Source organism: Pseudaquabacterium rugosum (assembly GCF_038066575.1).
Taxonomy (GTDB): Bacteria; Pseudomonadota; Gammaproteobacteria; order Burkholderiales; family Burkholderiaceae_C; genus Pseudaquabacterium; species Pseudaquabacterium rugosum.
This window is the reverse complement of record NZ_JBBUTF010000003.1, coordinates 344,326-367,631: the sequence shown is the minus strand read 5'-3', so window position 1 is coordinate 367,631 and position 23,306 is coordinate 344,326. Positions and strand designations below refer to the sequence as shown.

At 73.0% G+C, this 23,306-nt stretch carries 16 protein-coding genes and 2 tRNA genes; 11 read left to right on the top strand and 7 right to left on the bottom strand.

Annotation, left to right across the window (positions count from 1 at the left end; genetic code table 11):
* The first annotated feature begins 189 nt into the window (after window positions 1-189).
* Window positions 190-2,316, top strand: a complete 2,127-nt coding sequence (locus tag AACH11_RS04170) for a catalase (protein WP_341372934.1) — start codon at window positions 190-192, stop codon at window positions 2,314-2,316.
* Between the two features lie 9 nt (window positions 2,317-2,325).
* On the opposite strand, the gene AACH11_RS04165 is transcribed toward AACH11_RS04170, so the two are convergent.
* Window positions 2,326-3,372 (bottom strand): quinone-dependent dihydroorotate dehydrogenase, encoded by a 1,047-nt coding sequence (locus AACH11_RS04165; RefSeq protein WP_341372933.1) that lies wholly within the window; start codon window positions 3,370-3,372, stop codon window positions 2,326-2,328.
* Between the two features lie 93 nt (window positions 3,373-3,465).
* Between AACH11_RS04165 and rpiA the strand changes: the two genes are divergently transcribed.
* On the top strand, window positions 3,466-4,143 hold the full coding sequence (gene rpiA / locus AACH11_RS04160) for a ribose-5-phosphate isomerase RpiA (RefSeq protein WP_341372932.1): 678 nt from the start codon (window positions 3,466-3,468) through the stop codon (window positions 4,141-4,143).
* A gap of 26 nt (window positions 4,144-4,169) precedes the next feature.
* On the opposite strand, the gene AACH11_RS04155 is transcribed toward rpiA, so the two are convergent.
* Complete coding sequence (locus AACH11_RS04155) at window positions 4,170-5,282, bottom strand: tartrate dehydrogenase (RefSeq protein WP_341372931.1); 1,113 nt, start codon at window positions 5,280-5,282, stop codon at window positions 4,170-4,172.
* 131 nt (window positions 5,283-5,413) lie between these two features.
* On the opposite strand from AACH11_RS04155, the gene AACH11_RS04150 reads away from it, so the two are divergent.
* Window positions 5,414-6,340: a LysR substrate-binding domain-containing protein gene (locus AACH11_RS04150; protein WP_341372930.1), complete on the top strand. Its 927-nt coding sequence runs from the start codon at window positions 5,414-5,416 to the stop codon at window positions 6,338-6,340.
* On the opposite strand, the gene AACH11_RS04145 is transcribed toward AACH11_RS04150, so the two are convergent.
* From AACH11_RS04145 to earP, 3 genes are all read right to left on the bottom strand, one after another.
* On the bottom strand, window positions 6,322-8,934 hold the full coding sequence (locus AACH11_RS04145) for an FAD-dependent oxidoreductase (RefSeq protein ID WP_423228687.1): 2,613 nt from the start codon (window positions 8,932-8,934) through the stop codon (window positions 6,322-6,324). The two genes, AACH11_RS04150 and AACH11_RS04145, sit on opposite strands and share 19 nt — an antisense overlap.
* A gap of 279 nt (window positions 8,935-9,213) precedes the next feature.
* Window positions 9,214-9,768, bottom strand: coding sequence for an elongation factor P (efp, locus tag AACH11_RS04135; RefSeq protein WP_341372929.1), 555 nt, complete (start codon window positions 9,766-9,768; stop codon window positions 9,214-9,216).
* 258 nt (window positions 9,769-10,026) lie between these two features.
* The gene (gene earP, locus AACH11_RS04130; protein ID WP_341372928.1) at window positions 10,027-11,220 is read right to left on the bottom strand and encodes an elongation factor P maturation arginine rhamnosyltransferase EarP; all 1,194 of its coding nucleotides are present in this window, start codon (window positions 11,218-11,220) and stop codon (window positions 10,027-10,029) included.
* A 143-nt stretch (window positions 11,221-11,363) separates the two neighbouring features.
* Here earP and uvrC point away from each other — a divergent pair, with 143 nt between their 5' ends.
* From uvrC to AACH11_RS04095, 7 genes are all read left to right on the top strand, one after another.
* Entirely contained in the window at window positions 11,364-13,481 is a 2,118-nt protein-coding gene (uvrC, locus tag AACH11_RS04125) for an excinuclease ABC subunit UvrC (RefSeq protein ID WP_341372927.1), read from the top strand.
* Window positions 13,468-14,100 carry an energy transducer TonB gene (locus tag AACH11_RS04120; protein ID WP_341372926.1) on the top strand — a complete coding sequence of 211 codons (633 nt, stop codon included), beginning with the start codon at window positions 13,468-13,470 and terminating at the stop codon, window positions 14,098-14,100. The genes uvrC and AACH11_RS04120 overlap by 14 nt, the downstream gene beginning before the upstream one ends.
* A 102-nt stretch (window positions 14,101-14,202) precedes the next feature.
* Entirely contained in the window at window positions 14,203-14,769 is a 567-nt protein-coding gene (pgsA, locus tag AACH11_RS04115; protein ID WP_341372925.1) for a CDP-diacylglycerol--glycerol-3-phosphate 3-phosphatidyltransferase, read from the top strand.
* A 155-nt stretch (window positions 14,770-14,924) separates the two neighbouring features.
* A tRNA-Val gene (locus AACH11_RS04110) sits at window positions 14,925-15,000 on the top strand.
* A gap of 126 nt (window positions 15,001-15,126) precedes the next feature.
* On the top strand, window positions 15,127-16,941 hold the full coding sequence (locus AACH11_RS04105) for an ABC transporter ATP-binding protein/permease (protein WP_341372924.1): 1,815 nt from the start codon (window positions 15,127-15,129) through the stop codon (window positions 16,939-16,941).
* A gap of 134 nt (window positions 16,942-17,075) precedes the next feature.
* Window positions 17,076-19,001: a SurA N-terminal domain-containing protein gene (locus AACH11_RS04100; RefSeq protein ID WP_341372923.1), complete on the top strand. Its 1,926-nt coding sequence runs from the start codon at window positions 17,076-17,078 to the stop codon at window positions 18,999-19,001.
* A gap of 94 nt (window positions 19,002-19,095) precedes the next feature.
* Window positions 19,096-19,171: transfer RNA gene (locus tag AACH11_RS04095), tRNA-His, on the top strand.
* A 171-nt stretch (window positions 19,172-19,342) separates the two neighbouring features.
* Here the strand turns inward: AACH11_RS04095 and AACH11_RS04090 are convergent.
* The gene (locus AACH11_RS04090; RefSeq protein ID WP_341372994.1) at window positions 19,343-20,176 is read right to left on the bottom strand and encodes a thermonuclease family protein; all 834 of its coding nucleotides are present in this window, start codon (window positions 20,174-20,176) and stop codon (window positions 19,343-19,345) included.
* A 238-nt stretch (window positions 20,177-20,414) separates the two neighbouring features.
* Between AACH11_RS04090 and AACH11_RS04085 the strand changes: the two genes are divergently transcribed.
* Window positions 20,415-21,263, top strand: a complete 849-nt coding sequence (locus AACH11_RS04085; protein WP_341372922.1) for a DUF1345 domain-containing protein — start codon at window positions 20,415-20,417, stop codon at window positions 21,261-21,263.
* Window positions 21,264-21,333: 70 nt separating this feature from the next.
* On the opposite strand, the gene AACH11_RS04080 is transcribed toward AACH11_RS04085, so the two are convergent.
* A complete protein-coding gene (locus AACH11_RS04080; RefSeq protein WP_341372921.1) occupies window positions 21,334-23,304 on the bottom strand; it encodes a bifunctional sugar phosphate isomerase/epimerase/4-hydroxyphenylpyruvate dioxygenase family protein in 1,971 nt (656 codons plus the stop codon).
* Window positions 23,305-23,306: the final 2 nt, after the last annotated feature.

The following is a 23,306-nucleotide window of genomic DNA, read 5'->3' as shown; positions in this document are numbered from 1 at the left end:
TGCCGCGTCGTGCGGATCCGGCGGTGCCGTCGGCGGCACGTCCGGCAGGCTCCGCTGCGCGGCCTGCGGCACGGTCAGCGATGTTTTCCCACAGGGGGCGAAGCCCGCGGCCGACAGGCGGCGGATCACCGTGACGGGAGCATCGGACGGTGTCCCACCATGCCGCCTCCTGCGGCGCAGGAGTCCCCGATGCCGTCCGATGTCCCCGGGGGTGCCCCCACACCAGCCCACCCCTCCCGGCGTCCGTTCGACGTCGCCACGGGCGCCGGTGGCGAGACCCACCAGCACGTCGATCCCCGTCAGCCGGGCCAGGCCCGGGCGCTGACCAGTGCCCAGGGCCTGCCGGTCGCCGACGGCCAGAACAGCCTGCGCCACGGCGCCCGTGGCCCCGGCCTGCTGGAGGATCTGCTGCTGCGCGAGAAGATCACCCACTTCGACCACGAGCGCATTCCCGAGCGCGTCGTCCATGCCCGCGGCTCGGCCGCGCACGGCAGCTTCGAATGCCTGCAGGACTGCTCGGACATCACCCGCGCGCACTTCCTCGGCCAGAAGGGCCGCAAGACCCCGGTGTTCGCCCGTTTCTCCACCGTGGCCGGCGGGGCGGGCTCGGTCGACACCCCGCGCGACGTGCGCGGCTTCGCGGTCAAGTTCTACACCGAGCAGGGCAACTTCGACCTCGTCGGCAACAACGTGCCGGTGTTCTTCGTGCAGGACGCGATCAAGTTTCCTGACCTGATCCATGCGGTGAAGATGGAGCCTGACCGCGGCTTTCCGCAGGCCGCCTCGGCCCACGACACCTTCTGGGATTTCATCTCGCTGATGCCCGAGAGCCTGCACATGGTGATGTGGGCGATGAGCGACCGGGCGCTGCCGCGCAGCCTGCGCATGATGGACGGCTTCGGCGTGCACACCTTCAAGGTGGTCGATGCCGAGGGCCGCTGGCAGTTCGTCAAGTTCCACTGGCGGGCCGATCTGGGCGTGCAGAGCACGACCTGGCACGAGGCCGTGACGCTGGCCGGGGCCGATCCCGATTTCCACCGCCGTGACCTGTGGGAGGCCATCGACCGCGGCGACTGTCCGTCCTGGACGCTGGGCCTGCAGGTCTTCGACCAGGCCACGGCCGACGACCTGCCCTTCGACGTGCTGGACCCCACCAAGCTGGTGCCGGAGGAGCGGGTGCCGATCCGGACCGTGGGGCGCATGGTGCTGGACCGCAACCCCGACAACTTCTTCGCCGAGACCGAGCAGGTCGCCTTCTGTCCGAGCCATCTGGTGCCCGGCTTCGACTTCAGCAACGACCCGCTGCTGCAGGGGCGGCTGTTCAGCTACCTGGACACGCAGTTGAGCCGTCTGGGCGGTCCCAACTTCCACCAGCGGCTGATCAACGCGCCCCGGTGCCCGTTCCACCATCACCAGCGCGATGCGCAGGGCCAGATGCAGGTGCCGCGCGGCCGGGTCGCCTACGAGCCCAACACGCTCGACCCGACCGGTCCGCGGGAGACGCCGCAGGGCTTCGCCAGCCTGGCGGCCACCGACGAGGGGCCCAAGGCGCGCCTGCGCGCCGAATCGTTCGCGGACCATCACACCCAGGCGCGGCAGTTCCACCGGTCGCTGACGCCGCCGGAGCAGCGGCATCTGGCCGCGGCCATCGCCTTCGAGCTGGGTCAGGTGCGGACGCCGGCCGTGCGCCAGCGCGTGCTGGGCCATCTGGCCCTCATCGACGACGCGTTGCTGGCCGAGGTGTGCCGGCGCCTGGGCGTGGAGGCGGGCCGTGTGGCACCGGCCACGCCGGTCCGGGCGCCGCGCGATGCCGACCCGTCACCGGCCCTGAGCCAGCTGGCCAGCCGTCAGGCCGGGCCCAAGGGCCGCGATGTGGCGCTGCTGCTGGTGGACGGTGCGTCGGCCGCAGTGGTGCAGGCCGTGGCCGAGACCGCCGCCGCCGAGGGCGTGAAGCTGACGCGGATCGCGCCGACGCTCGCCGGGGTGACGGCGGACGACGGCATCCTGCTGCCGGCGGACCATGCGCTCGACAGCGCGCCGTCCGTGCTGTTCGATGCCGTCGCGGTGCTGGGTGCGCCGGCCGACGTGCAGGCCCTGGCCGCCCGGCCCGCGGCCACCGACTGGCTGCGCATGGCCTGGCGCCACCTGAAGACCATCGGCCATGACGCTGGCGGTGCCGAGCTGCTGCAGGCCGCCGGCATCGGCCAGGACGACGCCGTGTTCGCGCTGGACGATGCCGCGGCGATCCGCCGCTTCATCGCCGGGGCATCCCTGCGCCGGCATGAGCGCGAGGGCCTGCCGGGCACGGACGCCTGAGTCCGGACGTCAGCGCGCGCCGCGGGCCATCGCGCGGGCGCAGTCGCTGACCAGGGCCGGGCCCTGGTAGATCAGGCCGGTGTAGACCTGCACCAGATCGGCACCGGCGGCCAGCTTGGCCCGTGCGTCCTCGCCGCCCATCACGCCGCCCACGCCGATGATCGGGTACTGGCTGCCGAGGGCCGCGCGCAGCAGGCGGATCACCCGGTTGCTGGCCTCGAACACCGGCCGGCCGGACAGGCCTCCGGCCTCGTCGGCATGCGGCAGGCCCTGCACCGCCTCGCGGCTGATCGTGGTGTTGGTGGCGATCACGCCGTCGATGCCGTTGGCCTGCAGCGTGGCGGCGATGACCGACACCTGGTCCTCGTCCAGATCGGGCGCGATCTTGACGAACATCGGCACCTGACGGCCGAGTTGAGCCGACAGCTGCACCCGGCGCGCCTGCAGCGCGCCCAGCAGCGCGTCGAGCGCGGCATCGCTCTGCAGTGCCCGCAGATTCTTGGTGTTGGGGCTGGAGATGTTGACGGTGACGTAGTCGGCGTGCGGGTAGACGCCGTCGAGCGCCTTCAGGTAGTCGCTGGTGGCGTCCTCGATCGGCGTGGCGGCGTTCTTGCCGATGTTCAGGCCCAGGATGCCGCCGGCCGCGCGGAAGCTGCGCGCGCGCTGCACGTTGGCGATGAAGGCGGCCAGGCCCTCGTTGTTGAAGCCCAGGCGGTTGATCAGCGCCTGGCGCTCGGGCAGGCGGAACATGCGCGGGCGCGGGTTGCCCGGCTGGCCCAGCGGCGTGACGGTGCCGACCTCGATGAAGCCGAAGCCCATCGCGCCGAGCCCGTCGATGCAGCGCCCGTTCTTGTCCAGGCCGGCGGCCAGGCCGATGCGGTTCGGGAAGCGCAGGCCGGCCACCGTGACCGGATCATCGACGCGGGTCTGCGCCCACAGGCACTGCAGCGGCGTGTTCTGGCCCCGTGCGATGGCATCGAGCGTCAGCTCGTGGGCGCGTTCAGGGTCCAGACCGAACAGGAAGGAGCGGGCGAGGGCGTAGGGGACAATCGACATGATGGCGCGATTGTCCCGCAGGCGGCTGCCCGCGCGCTCGCGCCCCGACTTGTTCCACTGTTCCGCGACCGTCCGTCGCGCCCGGAGACCGCCATGTCCGCCCCGCTGACCCAGGATCAACTCAAGGCCCTCGTGGGCCGTGCCGCCCTCGACCACGTGGTGCCCGGCAGCATCGTCGGTGTGGGCACCGGCTCGACCGTCAACTGCTTCATCGATGCGCTGGCCGAGATCAAGGACCGCATCGCCGGTGCCGTCTCCTCGTCGGTGGCCTCGACCCAGCGGCTGCAGGCGCACGGCATCCCGGTGCTCGACAGCAACACCGTCGAGCGCATTCCGGTCTACATCGACGGCGCCGACGAGATCGACGGCCGTGGCTGCATGATCAAGGGCGGTGGCGCCGCGCTGACGCGCGAGAAGATCGTCGCCGACCTGGCCGAGCGCTTCATCTGCATCGCCGACGAGAGCAAGCGCGTCGCGGTGCTGGGCCGCTTCCCGCTGCCGGTCGAGGTGCTGCCGATGGCCGCTGCCCAGGTCGCGCGCCGCTTCCAGGCCGCCTACGGCGGTGAGGCCACGGTGCGCGCCGGCTGCACCACCGACAACGGCAACCTGATCCTCGACGTGCGGGGCCTGCAGATCACCGACCCGTTCGCGATGGAGGCCGAGGCCACGCTGTGGCCGGGCGTGGTGACGGTGGGCATCTTCGCCCGCCACCGCGCCCGCGTGTGCCTGCTGGGCACGGCCAGCGGCGTGCAGACGCTGACCTTCGACTGAAGCGCGGCGGGCCGGCCGCCGCGGCTTCAGAGCCGTTCGGCCACCGCCCGGCCCAGCTCGCTCGTCGAGGCCCGGCCGCCGAGGTCCGGCGTGCGCGGGCCCTCGCGCAGCACGCCCTCGATCGCCCGCACGATGTCGTCGTGCGCGGCGCGGCCGGCGCCGGTGCCGTCGGTCAGGAAGTCCAGCATCATCGCGCCCGACCAGATCATCGCGATCGGGTTGGCGATGCCCTTGCCGTGGATGTCCGGCGCCGAGCCGTGCACCGGCTCGAACAGGCTGGGGAAGCTGCGCTCGGGGTTCAGGTTGGCGCTCGGCGCGATGCCGATGGTGCCCACGCTGGCCGGGCCCAGGTCCGACAGGATGTCGCCGAACAGGTTGCTGGCCACCACCACGTCGAAGCGGTCGGGCTGCAGCACGAAGCGCGCGCTGAGGATGTCGATGTGCTGCTTGTCGACGGCGATCTGCGGGTAGTCGGCCGCCATCGCGTCGGCGCGGCTGTCCCACCAGGGCATGCTGACGGCCATGCCGTTGCTCTTGGTGGCGACGGTCAGCTTGTGGCGCGGCCGGCTGGCGGCCAGTTCGAACGCGTACTTCAGCACCCGGTCGGTGCCGCGGCGGCTGAACACCGACTGCTGCAGCACCACCTCGCGCTCGGTGCCCGGCCACATCGTGCCGCCGATGTTGGTGTACTCGCCCTCGGTGTTCTCGCGCACGATCAGGTAGTCGATGTCGCCCGGCTGGCGGCCGGCCAGCGGGCAGGGCACGCCGTCGAACAGGCGCACCGGGCGCAGGTTCACGTACTGGTCGAACTCGCGGCGGAACTGCAGCAGGCTGCCCCACAGCGAGACGTGGTCGGGCACGTCGGCCGGCCAGCCGACGGCGCCGAAGAACAGTGCGTCCATGCCCTGCAGCTGCGCCTTCCAGTCGGCCGGCATCATGGTGCCGTGCGCGCGCCAGTGGTCGCAACTGGCCCAGCCGATCTCGGTGAAGCGCAGGTGGATGCCGTGGCGGCGCGCGGCGGCCTCGACCACGCGCACGCCCTCGGGCGCGACTTCCTTGCCGATGCCGTCACCGGGAATCAGCGCGATCTGGAACGGGCGTTCGGCGCTGCCATCGGCGCGCGGGAGGGAGGCGGTCATCGTCGGGAGGTCCTGGGGTCGGGTCAGTCGGTGGCCGGTGGGCGTCGGCCACGCCGGCGGCTGGGACGGACTGTCCGTCATCCACGTCCCATGCACAATGCCGTGATGCGTACAGCCTGTGTGCACGGATCATGAACAATGCGAGCGCTCCGGCGCCCGAGGACCTGCGCGTGTTCGACGAGGTGGCGCGGCGCAGCAGCTTCATCGCGGCGGCGCAGGCGCTCGGGGCCTCGCCGGCCTATGTCAGCAAGCGCATCAAGCTGCTGGAGCAGCAGCTGGGCACGCAGCTGCTGCACCGCAGCACGCGCCGGGTCGCGCTGACCGAGGACGGCGAGCGGGTGCACCGCTGGGCGCTGCGCATCCTCGACGACTTCGAGCAGCTGCGCCAGGCGCTCGGCGGCACGCCGCAGCAGGCGGTCGGCCATCTGCGGGTGGTCAGCAGCTTCGGCTTCGGGCGCCGGCAGGTGGCACCGGCACTGGCCGCGCTCAGCCGTGCGCAGCCCCAGCTGCAGCTGCGCCTGGAGCTGTATGACCGGCTGGTCGACGTCGCCGGCGAGGGCCACGATCTGGACCTGCGCGTCGGCGACGAGATCGCGCCGCAGCTGATCGCGCGCCGGCTGGCGCGCAACCACCGGGTGCTGTGCGCGGCGCCGTCCTGGGTCGCGGCCCATGGCCGGCCGGCCACGCCGCAGGCACTGCAGGCGCTGGACTGCCTGGTCATCAAGGAGCGCGACCATCCGGTCGGCCTGTGGCGGCTGCAGCAGGGCGCTCGCGCGTGGACGGTCAAGGTGGCCGGCCCGCTGTCGAGCAACCACGGCGAGGTGGCGCTGCAGTGGGCGCTGGACGGTCACGGCATCGTGCTGCGCTCGCTGTGGGAGGTGGCGCCGCTGCTGGCCGACGGCCGCCTGGTGCAGCTGCTGCCCGACTGCATCCAGCCGGCCGACATCTGGGCCGTCTACCCGACGCGGCTGGAGCGCTCGGCCAAGCTGCGGGTGGCGGTGGACTTTCTTGCCGACTGGTTCGCCGCCCGCGGCGCGGATCAGGGGCGCTGGGACTGAGCCTCAGGGGCTGGTTGGGCCGGTTGGCTCGGTTTAGGCGGTTGAGCCGGTTGGGTTGGCTGGGTTGGCTGGGTTGCTGGCTGGGCCGGGCGGCCCGCACGCCGCAGGGCGCGGATCCGGAATCGCGCTGGGTCCAGGGCCTCGGCCAGCGACAGCGGCACCGGCCAGGGCGCGCCGGTCAGCTGGGCGGCCAGCAGCTCGCCGGCGAGTGCGGCCTGGGTCAGGCCTCGCGAGCCGAGGGCGATGAACAACCACAGACCGGGTTCGCGCTCGACCTGCCGGACCTGGGTCAGCGCTCGTGCCGGGCGGTCGGCCGGCGCTGGCGAAGCCGCCGCCGAAGTCGCCGAAGCCGCAGCAGCTGCAGCCGCAGTCGCATCCGCATCCGCATCCGCATCCGCATCCGCCGCCGCATCCGCCGCCGCCGCCGCATCCGCCGCCGCCGCCGCCGCTGCCGCCGCCGCCGCCGCAGCCGCAGCCGCAGCCGCAGCAGCCGGCCGCAGGCGCGGTACCGGCCCCAGCAGCGGCAGCCGGTCCTCGGCCACCAGCCGCCAGCCGACGCGGCCGGTCAGCCCGGTGATGCGGGTGACCTCGGGGATGCCCGTGATGCCTGTGGTATCCGGGGTGCCCGTGGTGCCAGCGGCGCCCTCCGGCCGAGTCTCGTCAGCGGAATTGACACGCCCACGCCCGGACCAGCCGGTCAGCCGCTGCAGCGTGCGCAGATGGCTCGCGTGATCGGCGGCGCGCAGGGCCGTCTCCTCGTCGCCGGGCTGGGCGACGGCGCCGCACAGCACGCGGCCGTCGGCCAGGCGCAGCGCATAGCCGCCGTCGGCCAGCGGGCGCTGCAGCGGCAGATCGGCGAGGCCGGGCGCATCCGCCGGCAGCACCGTGGTCTGGCCGCGCACGCGCGTCAGCGGCCAGTGCGTGGCGGCGTCGTCGCACAGCCGGGCGGCGTCGTCGGCATTGCACAGCACGACGGCGTCGACCTCGGCCACGCAGCGGCCGTCCGCGGCCCACAGACGCCAGCGGCGGGCGGCTGTGTGGGCCTTGGCGTGCGGGTCCGGGCGGCTGGAGGCCGCGGTCTGGCCGGCCGTTGCGGGTGTGTCCGCGCTGGAGGCGGACGGGGTCGTCGGCGTTCCCGGGGCCGCTCTTCGTGCGTCCGGGGCCGAGGTCTGCGCGCGGGGACCCGTTTCGGCGCCGCGGTGCGTGCCGGCCTTCACGGGGGGATCCACCGCCTCCAGCCGGTCGACCGTCACCCCGGTGTGCAGCGTGATGCCGGGCGCGGCCAGCCAGTGGCGCACCAGATCGGCCGGGCTGACCCAGCCGCCGTCCGGATAGAACCAGGCCGGCGCGCCGTCGGGCATGCCGCCGTCCAGCGCCTGCACATGGCCGGCCGGCTGGCCCTGGGCGTCGAGCCGGGCCTGCATGGCGGCCACATCCTGCTGCCGCTCGCCGCGCAGCAGGCCGTCGACGGCGCCCGGCACGCGGCCGTCGGCCACCAGCGGCCGCAACTCGCGCGCGGTGTGCAGGGCGCTGGCGCGCAGCCAGCGGGCGTGCGGGCCGTCGTCCGGGTGCAGCACGCTGTGGAACAGGCCGCCGGCATTGCCCGAGGTGGCGCCGGCGGGGACGTCCAGGCGTTCCAGCACCGTCACCTGCAGGCCCTGGCGCGCCAGCGCGCGGGCCACCGCCGCGCCGGCCAGACCGGCGCCGACCACGGCCACGTGGCGCGCCGCGGGCTGCGACGGCCGCCCGGGCGGCGCCGGCGGCACATGGCGCGGTGCATGGCGGGCGACCGTCATCCCGCGCTTGCCGCCGAAGCCCGGCTGCTGGCGCACCTCGAAGCCCAGGGCAGCCAGGCTCTGGCGCAGCGCACCGGCCACGCACCAGGTGGCCAGCGTGGCGCCAGGCGCACACAGCCGCGGCAGCTGGCGCAGCACGTCCGGCGACCACAGCTCGGCATTGACGCGCGGCGCGAAGCCGTCGAGGAAGACCGCGTCGGCCTGCAGCTGCAACTCGGGCAGCACCGTGCGCGCATCGCCGAAGGCCAGCAGCAGGCGCACGGCGCCGCCGTCGAAGCTCAGCAGGTGCAGATCGGGCGTGGCCGGTGGCCAGGCGGCCTGCAGCTCGGCGGCGAGAGCCGCCAGCGGGGTGCCGTCCGGGGGGGTGTCCGGGGTGCCGCCCGCAGCGGGGCCTGATGGGGCGTCCGGTGTGGTGGCCGATGTGGCGTCCGGCGTGGCGTCATCGCCCCCGGCCGCCTCGCCATGGGCCAGCGCGTGAGCGCGCCGCAGGTCCGCGTGCGTCGGCGGGTGCTTCTCGACCGAGACGAAGACCAGCTCGGCCGAGCGCTGCGGGTCGTCGCGCCAGGCCTGCCAGGTGGCCAGGAAGGTGTTGCCCAGGCCGAAGCCGGTCTCCAGCACGGTGCAGCGGCGGCGCCCCTGCCAGCGCGCCGGCAGGTCGTTGCCGGCGAGGAAGACCGCGCGGGCCTGGGCGATGGCGCCGGCACGCGCGTGGTAGACGTCGCCGTAGTCCGGCGCGCTCGGCGCCGCCGGGTCGGAGAAGTCGATCTGCGCCGGGCGCAGCGGGCCCCAGCCGGCCATGCGGGTCCTTTCGGCCGGGCCTGCAGGCCCGGCATGGCGATGCCTGGCCGGACCTGCGGCCCGGCATCGCGTGTTCCACCGGGCCTGTCGCCCGGCATCGCGTCCCGGTGGACGTCGGCACCGCATGTCGTGCCGCGGCGTCGCCACCATGACGAAGGGGCACCGAAGTGCCCCTGGGGTCGTCACCGTCCGGCCCGCGGGCCGTGGTGCTGCGCGGCCGGTGCGGCGGTCGCCGTGGTCACACGGCCCGTCGCGCCGGCGATGTGCGTGGACCGCCGATCAGACGCGCTTGCGGTACTCGTGCGTGCGGGTGTCGATTTCGATCATGTCGTCCTGCGCGACGAAGATCGGCACCATGATCTCGAAGCCGGTGGCCAGCTTGGCCGGCTTCAGCACCTTGCCCGAGGTGTCGCCCTTGACGGCCGGCTCGGTCCAGGTGATCTGGCGCACCAGCGAGGTCGGCAGTTCGACCGAGATCGCCTTGCCGTCGTAGAAGACGACTTCGACCTGCATGCCGTCTTCCAGGTAGCTGATCGCGTCACCCATGTTCTCGGCCTCGACCTCGAACTGGTTGTACTCGGTGTCCATGAAGACGTACATCGGGTCGGCGAAGTAGGAGTAGGTGCACTCCTTCTTCTCCAGCACGATCTGGTCCATCTTGTCGTCGGCCTTGAAGACGGTCTCGGTCGCCTGGTTGTTCAGCAGCGACTTCAGCTTCATGCGCACGGTCGCGGCGTTGCGGCCGCCCCGCGAGTACTCGGTCTTGAGCACGACCCACGGGTCCTTGCCCTGCATGATCACGTTGCCGGCGCGAATTTCTTGAGCGATTTTCATGGGGGAGTTCCGCGGTGGGATGCCGCTGTGGTGGTCCGCCTCGCGGGAGGCGGAGGGTCGACGTGCCGTCCGGGCCCGGCGGCCACGCGGTGTGGCGCAGCGCGGTCCACCGGGATCCGTCGCTGCCCGCCACCGGGCCGCGGACACCGGCCGGCACGGCAAGACCGGGTGTCCTTGGAGCAAAGCCGGGCATTCTAGCGTGGCCGCGCCGAGATCGGCCGGGGTCGCTGTCCGGCCGTGGGCCGGGGCGCGGTCGGCTCAGCCGGGCGCCCGGGCGCGGCGTTCGGCGACGAAGGCGGTCAGCCGGGTGACGAGACAGTCGTCCGCGCGCAGGCGGCGGTGATGTCCGGCCGCGGCCTCGGCCCAGGCGGCCCAGTCCGTCGCGGTGGGGGTCCGTGGCTCCTGCGTCTGCACCCCTTGCGTCTGCGGCTCCTGCGGCTCCTGCGGCAGCGGCCCCAGGCCGTTCCAGGCGCGTTGCCAGGCGGTGGCGGCCGGCGGCAGGCCGGCGCAGCGCATCCAGGCGTCCAGCTTGGCCGCGTGTGCGCCGTCGTCCTGCACATAGATCTGCCACAGCAGCGGTGCCGCGCTGACCAGTTGCGCGCGGGCGAAGGAGTCCTCGCCGCGCACCAGGTTCAGGTCGCTGGCCGCCAGCAGCAGGTCGAAGTCGGTCTGGGCCACGGGCGGCAGCCGCAGCACCCGCAGGCCCGGCGCGCTCCGCGCCCGGCCGATCCGCTCACCCGGCGCGCGCACGACGTCCAGCAGGCGGTCGACGTCGTCCTGCAGCGTGCCGCTGGCGGCCACCCGCAGCAGCAGGCGTGGGCCGAGGCCGCCGCGCATCAGGCTGGCCAGCAGCGCCGGCACGGGCCGTGCGTCGTAGGCGAACAGCAGCGCGCTGCGCTCGCCGGCCTGCGCCTGCCAGCCGTGGGCGCTCAGCCGGTCGTCGGCCTGCTGCCGCAGGTCGGGGGCGATGTCGCCCTGGACCAGGCCGCCGGTGCGCGCGGTGAAGCCCGGGTAGAAGAACCACTTGGTCAGCCCGGCGCCCGGGCCGTGCCACTGCGGTGACGCCAGGCCGTGCGAGCGTTCGACATAGGGCTCGGCGCTCAGGTACTCGAGGTTGATCCAGACCGGCGCGCGGCGGCTGTCGGCTCCTGTCCTGGTCTGTGCAGCCATCGCGGCCATCGCGCTGACGAAGCCGGCCGGCGGATCGCAGCCGAAGGCCTCGACGACGACGTCACCCGGCTCGGGCCAGACCGGCTCGGCCGCCCCGTCCGCCGGCCAGGGACGGACCTCCACCCCCGGCGCGCCGGCCGGCGCCAGCCAGGGCAGGGCGCGGTCATCGTCCAGCCACAGGCGCACCGTGTGGCCCGCCGCACCCAGGCGCGCGGCCAGCCGCCAGCACACGCCGATGTCGCCCCAGTTGTCGATCACCCGGCAGAACAGATCCCAACGCATCGGCCGATTATCCCGGGCACCTCCGGGGGACCTCCGGGGCGCCTCCTGCCCGACCTTCGGCCCAAGCTGCCGCGGCATCTTCCCGGGCGCCGTCCCGGACCGTCCATCGCGCCCGGCGCCGGCCCCCGGATAATCCGCCGCCGATGACCGCCGCCGCCGTTCCCGATCCGCCCTCGTCCCCGCACCCGTCCCCGCAGGCCCTGCCGTCGTCCGACGGCGCCGCCGAGCCGGCCACCCCGCGCGCGGCCGACCTCGCCGCCCAGGCCGCAGCCGTGCGCGACCGCGTGCTGGCCGAGGTCGCCGCACTGCCCAGCCTGCCCGGCGTCTACCGCTACTTCGATGCGGCCGGCGGCGTGCTCTACGTCGGCAAGGCGCGCAACCTCAAGCGGCGCGTCAGCAGCTATTTCCAGAAGGACCACGGCGGCACGCGCATCGGCCACATGATCAGCCGCATCGCGCGGCTGGAGACCACGGTGGTGCGCACCGAGGCCGAGGCGCTGCTGCTCGAGAACAACCTGATCAAGACGTTGAACCCGCGGTTCAACATCCTGTTCCGCGACGACAAGAGCTATCCGTATCTCAAGATCGCCGCCCATCCGTTCCCGCGCATCGCCTACTACCGCGGCACGGTCGACCGCAAGCACACCTACTTCGGGCCCTACCCGGGCGCCTGGGCGGTCAAGGAGACCATCCTGCTGCTGCAGAAGGCCTTCCGCCTGCGCACCTGCGAGGACACGGTCTACGCCAACCGCAGCCGGCCCTGCCTGCTCTACCAGATCCGCCGCTGCTCCGGCCCCTGCGTGGGCCTGATCACCCCGGCCGACTACGCGCGCGACGTGGCCGATGCCGGCGCCTTCCTGCGCGGCGATGCCGACGGCGTGATCGCCCAGCTGCAGACGCAGATGATGGCCCATGCCGAGGTGCTGGAGTTCGAGCGGGCGGCCGAGGTCCGCAACCGCATCGCCGCCCTCAGCCGTGTGCTGCACCAGCAGAGCATGGAGGAGAACAGCCTGTCGGCGCGCGACCGCGATGTCGACATCCTGGCCGTGCGGGTGCAGGGCGGCCGCGCCTGCGTGAACCTGGCGATGGTGCGCGGCGGCCGCCACCTGGGCGACCGCGCCCACTTCCCCGCCCATGTCGAGGACGCCGCCGCGCTCAGCGAATCCGATCTGGCCGCGCTCGAAGCCCAGGCCGATGCGCAGGCCGCCGCCGGTGACGCGGCGGCCGCCCTCGCGCCGGTGCGCGCCCCGGTCGAGCAGCAGGTGCTGGAGGCCTTCATCGCCCAGCACTACCTCGGCGTGGCGCCGCCGCCCTCGCTCGTCGTCAGCCATGCCGTCGACACCGGCCTGCTGGCCGCGCTGACCGAGCAGACCGGCGTGAAGATCAATGCCCAGAGCGCCCCGCGCGAGCAGCGCCGCATCTGGCTGGAGATGGCCGACAAGGGCGCGCAGATCGCGCTGGCCCGGCTGCTGTCGGAGGAGGGCAGCCAGCGCGAGCGCACGCGTGCGCTGGTCGAGGCGCTGGACCTGGCGGTCGAGGACCAGGCCGCGCTGCGCATCGAGTGCTTCGACATCAGCCACACCGCCGGCGAGGCGACGCAGGCCAGTTGCGTCGTCTACGAGGCCCACGCGATGAAGAGCGCCGACTACCGCCGCTACAACATCGACGGCATCACCGGTGGCGACGACTACGCGGCCATGCGCCAGGTGCTGCAACGCCGCTACGGCAAGATCGCCGAGGCCCGCGCCGCCGCCCAGGCCGACGGCAGCCTGGCGGCGGACGCCACCGGCGCCCAGGTGCCCAAGGCCCTGCGCCTGCCGGACCTGGTGCTGGTCGACGGCGGCCGCGGCCAGGTGTCGATGGCGCGCGAGGTGTTCGAGCAGCTGGGCCTGGATCTGTCGCTGATCGTCGGCGTCGAGAAAGGCGAGGGCCGTAAAGTCGGCCTGGAAGAGCTGGTGTTCGCCGATGGCCGCGAGAAGGTCTACCTGGGCCATGACTCGGCCGCGCTGATGCTCGTCGCGCAGATCCGCGACGAGGCCCACCGCTTCGCCATCACCGGCATGCGCGCCAAGCGCGCCAGCGTGCGCACCGGCGGCAGCAAGCTGGAGGACATCCCCGGCGTCGGCCCGAAGAAGCGCGCGCGGCTGCTGCAGCGCTTCGGTGGCCTGCGTGGCGTGGCCGCCGCCGGTGTCGATGATCTGTGTACCGTGGAAGGCATCTCCCGTGATCTGGCCGACACCATCTACCGTGCGCTGCACTGAGCCGCGCGACGACCTGCCCCCGGCGCACCCGCTGACGGGCGTGGCCCGTGGCACCGCGCGGGCCACGATGCCACTGCTGACGCTGCTGCTGTCGGGCTGCCTCGGCGGCGGCCTGCCGCGCGCTGACGCGCCCGCCTCGCCCGCGGGCACCGCGGCGGCCGCCGACGGGCGACCCGCGGCCGGCCGTGTCCCGGCGGCCGAGCCGGCGCGGGTGCCGGCGCCGGTGGTCGGCGGCGCGCCGCCGGCACCCCGCCTGACCGTCGTCCGCCCGCCGATGCCCGCCCGCCCGGCGCGCAACGCCGCCGAGTACCAGCGCCAGATGGCCCAGCACCTGACCGCCGCGCTGCCGGGCCTGAGCTACGCCAGCCGCACGCCCGACGTGCTGCTCGCCATCCCGGTGCTGTCGGTCGAGCTCAACGCCGACGGCAGCGTGCGCGCGGTCGACGTGCTGCGCCGCCCCGGCCAGGCGCTGGACACGCTGCAGATGGCGATCGACGCCGTGCGCGCGGCCGCCCCCTATCCGCCCGTCGGCCATCTGCCGCGGCCCTGGAAGTTCAACCAGGTCTTCCTCTACAACGACCAGCGGCTGTTCAAGCTGCAGGTGCTGGACGTGCGCTGACGCGCCTCGCCCGTCGTCCGCCGCCCGTTGCCCGCCACGTCGCCCGCCACGTCGTGCGCGTCTGCCCATCGGCCGTCACGGGCCTCCTGCACAATCGCCCCCATGTTCCTGACCCTGCCCACCCTGCTGACCTGGGCACGCATCGTCGCGATCCCGCTGATCGTCGGCGTGTTCTACCTGCCGCTCGAAGCCCCGACGCGCAACCTGATCGCGACGGTGATGTTCGTCGTCTTCGCGCTGACCGACTGGCTGGACGGCTGGCTGGCGCGCAAGCTCAACCAGACCTCGTCCTTCGGCGCCTTCCTCGATCCGGTGGCCGACAAGTTCCTGGTCTGCGCCAGCCTGCTGGTGCTGGTCAAGCTCGACCGGGTGGACGTGCTGGTGGCGCTCGTCATCATCGGCCGCGAGATCGCCATCTCGTCGCTGCGCGAATGGATGGCCCAGATCGGCGCCTCGCGCAGCGTGGCCGTGCACATGCTGGGCAAGCTCAAGACCGCCACCCAGATGACGGCCATTCCCTTCCTGCTCTATGACGGCGCGCTGTTCGGCGTCATCGACACCCGCATGTGGGGCACCGGCCTGGTCTGGATCGCCACCGTGCTGACGGTCTGGTCGATGGTCTACTACCTGCAGCGCGCGCTGCCGGAGATCCGGGCCAAGGCGCGCTGAGCGGGATCCGCGCCGACGCGCATGGAGCGGCACCGGCCGCGCTTGCGTCTAGAATGCGCGGCTCGCGTCCCGGCCATGGCCCGGGGCGCGGTCATGAAGGGCTGCGATGCGGCGCCTTCGCGGACACCGCCCGGTGTCCTGAAGTCACACACGGCGGGTGCTTAGCTCAGTTGGTAGAGCGGCGCCCTTACAAGGCGTAGGTCGGGGGTTCGAGCCCCTCAGCACCCACCACCGCCCGCGTGCTTCATCCCGGCGTCATCCTGGCGCCGCGGGACCCTCGTCAAGGGTGCTAGGCTCGGCCCCCTCACAGGTCAACCTGGCGGGCGTCGCAGGGTCGCGCTCCGCCCCAAGCCCCTCATGAACTGGGATCAGGAAGTCGTTGCCAGCCTGTCATGGCTGGTCAAGGCCTGGGCCATCACGCTGGTCGTCTTCTTCGGCGCCTTCGCGCTCGCGCTGCGCGGCACCCGCTGGGGGCGCCAGTTCCGTGCGATCACCGGAGACTACTTCGATCCGCGGCGCAGCTGGCGGCCGCTGCTGGGCGTGGCGCTGATGCTGCTGCTGGTGCTGTCCGGCGTGCGCATGAACGTGCTGTTCTCGAACTGGTACAACGGCTTCTACTCCGGCATGCAGGCGCTGGACGCGGCCTCGTTCTGGTTCCACATGCGGCTGTTCGGCATCCTGGCGGCGGTGCACGTGGTGCGGGCGCTGGTCAATGCCTGGGTGCGCGGGGCCTTCTCCATCCACTGGCGCGAGTGGCTGAACGAGCGTCTGGTCTCGGGCTGGCTGGGCGGCCAGGGCTACTACCTCGGCCGCTTCGCGCAGCCCGCGGTCGACAACCCGGACCAGCGCATCCAGCAGGATGCGCCCGCCCTGGTGAGCAACACGCTGGCGCTGGCGCTCGGCCTGGTCTCGGCGGTGGTCTCGATGATCGAGTTCACCGCCATCCTGTGGAAGCTGTCGGCGCCGCTGGAGATCGCCGGGCTGGAGCTGCCGCGGGCCATGGTGTTTCTCGTCTATGCCTACGTGCTGGTGGCCACCGTGTTCGCCGTGGCCATCGGCCGGCCGCTGGTGCGGCTGAACTTCCTGCAGGAGCAGTTCGGTGCGAGTTACCGCTATCTGCTGGTGCGCCTGCGCGAGTACGGCGAGAGCATCGCGCTGTACCGCGGCGAGGCCGTCGAGCAGCGCAGCCTGCGCCAGGGCTTCGCCCAGGTGATCGCCAATGCCTGGGCGCTGCTGACGCGGTCGCTGAAGTTCGACGGCTACAACCTGGGCATCAGCCAGCTGGCGGTGGTCTTTCCCTTCCTGATCCAGGCCCCGCGCATGTTCGCCGGCCAGATCAAGCTCGGCGACGTGATGCAGACCGGCGAGGCCTTCGGCCAGGTGCAGGATGCGCTGTCCTTCTTCCGCACCTCCTATGACAGCTTCGCCGGCTACCAGGCGGTGCTGGACCGCCTGAGCGGCTTCGACGACAACCTGCAGGCCGTCGCCGCACTGGCCCTGCCGCAGCTCAAGGCCAACCCGGCCGCCCTGGTGGTGCGCGGGCTGACCGTCAGCCGGCCCGATGGCCCGGTGCTCACCCGCGGGCTGGACCTCACCGTGCCGGCCGGCTCGGCGCTGCTGATCCGCGGCCCGTCGGGCTCGGGCAAGACCACGCTGCTGCGGGCGCTGGCCGGCCTGTGGCCGCATGCCCAGGGCGAGGCCGAGCGGCCGCAGGGCAGCGCCTGCCTGTTCCTGTCGCAGAAGCCGTACCTGCCGGTGGGCAGCCTGCGCACGGCGCTGGCCTATCCGGCGGCCACGGTCGAGACCGCGCGGGCGGGCGAGATCCTGCAGCAGGTGCAGCTCGGCCATCTGGTCGGCCAGCTCGAGGTCGAGCAGGACTGGTCGCAGGTGCTGTCGCCGGGTGAGCAGCAGCGCCTGGCCTTCGGCCGCGTGCTGGCCGCCGCGCCGGCCATCGTCTTCCTGGACGAGGCCACCTCGGCCACCGACAGCGGGCTGGAGCACGGCCTGTACGCGCTGCTGCGCCGCGAGCTGCCGCAGGCCATCGTCGTCAGCATCGGCCACCGCGAGACGCTGCTGGCCTTCCACGACCACACGCTGACGCTGCAGCGCGACGGCGGCTGGGCGCTGGCCCCGGTGGACGTCCCGGCCGCCGGCCGTCCGGTCGGCGCATAGAATCCGCCGCCACGAGTTGGCGCAAGCGGGCGGATCTGTTCCGCCCGTTTTCGCATCCGTGCCCGGAGTGGCCGGCGCCTGAGGGCCCGGCCGTCCGTGGCCTTGACGCCCGTTCCACGTCCGCCGGTCCCCGCATGTTCGATTTCGTCCGCTCCCACAGTCGCTGGCTGCAACTCGGCCTGCTGGCGCTGATCCTGCCCAGCTTCGTCGTCTTCGGTGTCCAGGGCTACTCCAGCATGACCGATGGCGCGAATGCCAGCGTCGCCGAGGTCGACGGCCACAAGATCACCCAGGCCGAATGGGATGCCCGGGTGCAGCAGCAGGCCGAGCGCCTGCGCGCCCAGATGCCCGATCTGGACCCGAAGCTGCTCGATGGCCCGCAGGCCCGCGAGGAGGCGCTGAAGGCACTGGTCGACGCCCGCGTGCTGCAGACCGCGACCGACACGCTGCGCCTGACCGCGCTGGGCGACGAGCGCCTGCAGCGCCTGTTCACCCAGGACCCGCAGATGGCCGCCTTCCGCAATGCCGACGGCAGCCTCAACAAGGATCTGCTGGCGGCCCAGGGCATGAGCTCGGCCGCGCTGGCCGGCCAGCTGCGCCGCGATTACCTGCTGCGCCAGGTGCAGGGCGGCATCGCCGGCACGGCCCTGGTGCCGGCGGCGGTCGCCGACCGCGGGCTGGACGCCGTGCTGCAGCGCCGTGCCGTGCAGTTCACGCGTCTGGCGGTGCAGGATCAGGCCGGCCGCGTGAATCCCACCGATGCCGAACTGACCGCGTACTTCGACGCCCACCGCAACGATTTCCGCACGCCCGAGCAGGCTGAAGTCCAGTACGTCGTGCTGCAGCTCGATGCGCTCAAGCAGGGCCTGAGCGTGTCGGAAGACGAGCTGCGCAAGTACTACGACGAGAACGCGGCCCGCTACACCGCGGCCGAGGAGCGTCGCGCCCGCCACATCCTGATCACCGCCGACAAGGATGCGGCCGCCGACGTCAAGGCCAAGGCCAAGGCGCGTGCCGAGGAACTGCTGGCCGAGGCCCGCAAGAACCCGGCCGGTTTCGCCGACCTGGCGAAGAAGCACTCGCAGGATCCGGGCTCGGCCGCCAACGGCGGCGACCTCGACTTCTTCGGCCGTGGCGCGATGGTCAAGCCCTTCGAGGACGCGGCCTTCGCGCTCAAGCCGGGCGAGATCAGCCCCGTCATCCAGTCCGACTTCGGCTTCCACATCATCCAGCTCGAAGCCGTGCGCGGCGGGCAGAAGCAGGCCTTCGAGGCCGTGCGTGCCCAGATCGAGGACGAGGTGCGCAAGCAGCTGGCCACGCGCCGCTGGGCCGAGGCCGCCGAGCAGTTCAGCAACACCGTCTACGAGCAGAGCGACAGCCTGCAGCCGGTGGCCGACAAGCTGAAGCTGACGGTGCAGACCGCCACCGTCGGTCGTCAGGCCGCTGCGGGTGCACAGGGTGCGCTGGCCTCGGCCAAGCTGCTGGCCGCCATCTACGGCGACGAGGCGCTGAAGAACAAGCGCAACACCGATGCCATCGAGATCGGCCCGAACCAGCTGGCCGCCGCCCGTGTCGTCCGCCACCAGCCGGCCGCCCAGCGGCCGCTGGAGCAGGTGCGTGATGTCGTGCGCCAGGCCGTGGCCCTGCAGCAGGCCAAGGACGTGACCGCCAAGGCGGCGGCCGCCCTGCTGGCCCAGGTCAAGGCCCAGCCGACGCTGGCGCTGGCCAGCGGCGCGACGATCGCGCGCAACCAGCCGGGCGATCTGCCCCGTGAGGCCGTTCTGGCCATCCTGGCCGCGGATGCGCGCCAGCTGCCGGCAGCCACCGCGGTGGCTCTGGCCGACGGCAGCTGGCTCGTGGCCCGCATCACCGAGGTGCTGCCGCGTGCCGTCCCGGCCGAGCAGGCGCAGGCGCTGCAGGCCCAGGTGCGCGCGGCCTGGGGCCGCGCCGAGGCCGACGCCTACCTGGAGGCGCTGAAGACCCGCTTCCATGTCAGCCTGAGCGACAAGGCCAAGGCCGTCGCCCAGGCTGCTGCGGCCTCCGCCGCGGCCGCACGCTGAACGCAGGATGCGCAGGTCCTGAAAAAATAATTCAGGACCTGCTTGTCAAAGCCCGCTGAATGTATCTATACTAGCAGGCTTGAGACGCACAGCGGTGGCTGTAGCTCAGTTGGTAGAGTCCCAGATTGTGATTCTGGTCGTCGAGGGTTCGAGTCCCTTCAGCCACCCCAAGAAAACAGAACGCCGACAAGCACTTCGCTTCGTCGGCGTTTTTGTTTTCGGGTCACGATAGCGGTGCCGATTTCCCACCGTGGGAAATCCGGTGCCCACGCCTCACGCCCCGTGCAGCCCGCCCGCCCGCCGCGCCAGTGTCTGCCGCGTCGGCGGGCGTTGCGGCAGCCTCAGCAGCCGCCGTAGTTCTTCTGGCCGCTGGCGGTCAGCGTGTAGGTGCCGCCGCGTGGGCCGACGTGGCACACCGGGGCGCTCGTGACGCTGCCCGCCGTGCTGCCGCCGCCGTTCGTGGTGCCGGAGCTGCTGCTGCCGGCCGCCACCCCGGCGGCTCGGGCGGCGTCGACCGCCCAGAGCGCCAGATCGCTGCTGCAGGTGGGCACGTTCGGCTCCTTGCCGTTGCGGTACAGCCAGGGGGCTTCAGGGGCGTCCTGGGCCCACAGGCCCCGCGTGTCGGTCGATGCGGCGGCCTGCGCGCTCAGGAACAGCTCGCGCGCGGCGCGGCTGATCTCGCACTGGTAGGCCCGGTAGTACCAGGCCAGGCCGGCGGCCACCAGATCGCGGTTGACGTAGTGGCAGTCGGCATCGAAGACGGCGCCCACGGTGCGGCCGTACACGTCGGTCTTCGCATAGGTGACGCTCACCGTGCGGCCCAGCACGCGGGCGGCCAGCGCGTCGCGGGCCTGGGTGCCCCAGGGCTGGGCCAGCTCGGGTGCGTCGATGCTGTCGAGCCGGACCGACACGGCGCCGCGGCCGCTGACCTGCAGCGTCAGGGTGTCGCCGTCGTGCACCGAGCTGACGGTGCCGTTGAGGGTCCGGGGGCCGACGTCGATGCCGCAGTGCACCGGTACGCTGAAGCCCGCCGTCGGGCTGGCCGGACTGCCGGTGGTGGTGGTCGTGGCAGTCGTGGCAGTCGTGGCAGTCGTGGTGGTGGCGGCCGCCTCGGCCGGATCACTGCCGCCGCCGCAGGCGGCCAGGCACAGTGCGCCGGTGAAGGTGGCGATCATGGACAAGCGCAAATGCATCCTCCCAATGCTGATGTTGTGGCGACACTTTACAAGCGCCACACACGTCGGCCGGGGTCAGCGGCGCTGGACGCGGCGGTCTGCGGCGCCAGGCCTTAACCTGGGGGGCATGAAGGCCCCATCCGCGATGTCCAGCGCCGAACGGGATCCGCCCGACGGCCGACCCGACGGCGCCGGCCCGGGCGCGCCGGCTGCCGCTGCCGCTGCCATTCCGGCCGCCATGCCGACCGCCGTCCCGATCGCCGCACCGTCCTCCACCCCCGCCACCCCCGCCACCCCCGCCGATCCTCCCGGCGCCGTGCCACACCCTCGGCCACACCCTCGGCCGCACCACCACCTGCACCACCGTCTGCTGTGGCTGCCGCTCGCGCGGCTGCTGCGGCCCGTGGGCCTGCGGGTGCGGCCCCGGCTGCTGCTGGCGCTGCTGGTGGGCGCGGCGGTCTGGTGGGTGGTGCCGGAAGCGGCCGCCCTGTGGGCCGGCGTCGGTGCGGCCAGCGCCGTGGCGATCGAGGAGCCGGTCACCCGCTGCCTGCTGGCCTGGAACGCCGGTGCCGGCGCCCATCTGCTGATGGTGTTGCCGATGATGTGGCGCTCGACACCGGAGGCGATGCGCCGGCGTGCGTTGACGCAGGACGAGGGCCGGCTGGTGATCCTGGCCGCGGTGGTGCTGGCCGCGGCCGTGGTGCTGCTGGCGGTGGCCTCGCAGCTGACGGTGGCCCGCGCGCTGCACGGGCCGGCGCGCCAGGCCCATGTCGCGCTGGCGGTCGTCACCGTGCTCGGTTCCTGGGCCTTCACCCAGGTCATGTTCGCGCTGCACTATGCGCACGATTTCTATCTGGCCCGTGCGGCCGGGCGGCCGGATCCGCTGGTGTTCCCGGGCACGCGGGATCCGGACTATGTCGACTTCCTGTACTTCGCCGGTGTGCTGGGCACCGCGGCGCAGACGGCCGACGTCACCTTCCACGGCCGGGCGTTGCGCCCGACCGGGCTGCTGCACGGCGTGCTGGCCTTCTTCTGGAACACCGGTGTGCTGGCGCTGACGGTCAACGTCGCGGCCAGCCTGTTCTAGGCCCCGGACCTCACGGGATTCCCCGGGCCCAGGCCGAGGCCGAGGCCCAGGTCCCGGGCGACGTCGCGCTTCAGCCGGCCGCGCCGTCCTGCGCCGCCGCGGCCTGCGCCCGCCGCCACTCGCCGAGGGCGGCCAGCCGCATCGGCGCGTTGGTGCTGCCGTACAGCGCATAGCCGCCGCGGCGTTCGACGAACTCGATCTCGAAGCGGTCGTCGAACGGGGCGCTGTAGACGTGCAGGTACTCGCCGCCCTGGGCGTCGCGCTCGTAGAGCACGCCGGCCTCGCGCAGTGCGCTGGAGAAGGCCGGATCGAGGCCGAAGCGCGCGTCCAGGTCGTCGTGGTAGTTCTCGGTCACCGGCAGCAGCGGGGCGCCGGCACGCCTCAGGCTGCGGGCCAGGGACAGCACGTCGGGCACGGCGATGGCGATCTGCTGCACGCCGGCGCCGTTGTAGCGCGAGACGGTGCGGGTGACCGCCGTCGGATGGCGCTCGGAGACCACCAGCGAGGTGCGGATGCGGCCGTCGTCGGACTCGATCTCGCGGCTGCGCGAGACGCCGTAGGGGTCGTTGAGCACGGTGTTGCGGCGCGGCGTCAGGCCCAGCACCGCGCGCTCGAACAGCAGCCAGGGTTCGAGCTGGCCGCCGGGCAGGGCGCGCACCAGATGGTCGACCTGCGCGCCCTGGGCCGGCCGGGTGGCGCGGGCCAGGGCCTCGGCGTCGATCAGGAAATCGTGCTCGAAGGCCGGGCGCTGGCCGGCCGCCGGGGCCTCGCAGAAGTACAGCAGCGAGGCGTCGGGGGTCTGCACCGCGGGCAAGGGCAGCTCGTCGGCGGCGGCCTGGGCCGGCACCCACTGGCAGCCGAGGGCGCGGGCGCGGGCCAGCGAATCGGCGGCCTCGGTGCTGGCCAGCGCCAGCGCGCACACCGACACGCCGTGGCGCTCGAAGTGGCGCCGGGCGTGGGATTCGGGTTCGAGGTTGATGACGATGCGGGTCTCGCCGAGGGCCCACAGCGCGACGTCCTTGCTGCGGTGGCGGCCGACGGCCTCGAAGCCGAGCGCGCCCAGCCAGGTGGCCAGGCGGTCGGCGGTCGGGCGGTCGGCGGCGAACTCGACGAAGGACCAGCCGTCCAGCGCGGGGGCCGGCGGCAGCAGCTCCAGATGCCAGGCGGCGGCGCGGGCGGCGACCTCGTTCGCGGCCCGGGGTGCGGTCGGGGTCGGGGCCGCGTCCGCGCGCCGCGCGATCTGCTCTTCCAGCCAGCGCAGCGAGCGCATCGCGTCGACCGCGTTGGCATGCGCCGGGGCGGCGCGGAACTCGTCGTTGAAGACCTCCAGCGACAGCGGTCCGGTGTAGCCGCAGGCCAGCACCTGCGCCATGAAGCCGGTGACGTCCATCTCGCCCTGGCCGGGGAAGCAGCGGTGGTGGCGGCTGTGGGTCAGCACGTCGGCCGGCACCCAGGGCGCGTCGGCCAGCTGCACGAAGAAGATCTTGTCGCCCGGGATGGCGGCGAAGCTGGCCGGGTCGTCCTTCAGCACCAGGGTGTGGAAGCTGTCGAGCGCCATGCCGAGGGCCGGATGGTCGACGCGCCGCACCACGTCCCAGGCCTGGCGGGCCAGCTTGACGTGGGTGCCCCAGGCCAGGGCCTCGTGGGCCAGGCGCAGGCCGCGCCGTCCGGCACGCTCGGCCAGCAGCGCGAACTGCTCGGCCAGCTGCGCCGGATCGGATGGCGCATCCGGCTGCACGTTGCTGCACACCAGCAGCAGGTCGGTGCCCAGCGTCTGCATCAGGTCGAACTTGCGCTCGGCCCGGTCCAGGTTGCGCTGCAGCTGGGCCGGGCTGGCCGCGTCGAAGTCGCGGAAGGGCTGGAACAGGTCGATGGCCAGGCCGAGATCGGCACACATCTGGCGCACCGCCGCGGGCTTCAGGCTGCACTGCAGCAGGTCGTTCTCGAAGATCTCGACCGCATCGAAGCCGGCGGCGGCGATGGCCGGCAGCTTGTCGGTCAGCAGGCCGGACAGACAGACGGTGGCGATGGCTCGGCGCATGG